The 711-nt window shown below is 62.2% G+C and carries 1 protein-coding gene; it reads right to left on the reverse strand.

Going from position 1 to position 711, the window contains the following annotated elements:
• The coding region (locus QZR30_RS27885) for a DUF6531 domain-containing protein (RefSeq protein ID WP_311904783.1) at positions 1–711 on the reverse strand (711 nt) is incomplete at both ends.

Genomic DNA, 711 nt, shown 5'->3' on the forward strand with positions numbered 1-711 from the left:
CCGAGCCCAGGTAGATCGCCGCTTCCGCCAGGCTGTTGGTGATCGCGGGTCGAGAATCGGTGGGCAACGGAAACTGCGTACGGCGATTCTCATGGTCCGTCCACACCACCGATTCGCCCGACACAACAAGCCGATGCGCCAGCGCATGACTCCAGCCAAACCCCAACCCACAATCCACTTCCACCGCACTGGTGCGATACAAGCGTGTCCACTCAAACGGCAAGATCCCGTCCAGTGTCTCATCGGTGAGGGTCAGCAATTCCTCCCCGGTGACCATCGACACCGGGCAGCCATGAGTGACCGTCTTGTCCGCAGGCGCCGCCGCATCTCCCTTCGGATTCGAAGCCACGACAGGCACATCATCCACACGCTCTTTCTGCTTCAGCACCGCGTTCTGCCGCGCCTTCCAGCGCATCTGCATCGTGCCCTGCTTCAGCCCGCCGACCACCCCGCGAACCGCCACCGCTTTGTAGCGGTCCACCGCCTGCATGAACTTCGTGAGGATCGCCAGCACGCCCTTCACGAAGTCCACTGCCGCCGCAAGAATCTGCTTGCCGTACTTGACCAGGCGCATGCTCAAGTACGCCACGCCCGCCGCTGGCAACGCGATGGTCAACACTGCGCCAATCACCAGATCAATCAGCAGCGACACCATAAAACTGGCGGCTGCCTGCGCAACTTCACTGGGCGGTAACGCGTCCAGCCAGATCG

This window comes from Pseudomonas sp. rhizo25, assembly GCF_031931935.1.
In the GTDB taxonomy this organism is placed as follows: domain Bacteria; phylum Pseudomonadota; class Gammaproteobacteria; order Pseudomonadales; family Pseudomonadaceae; genus Aquipseudomonas; species Aquipseudomonas synxantha.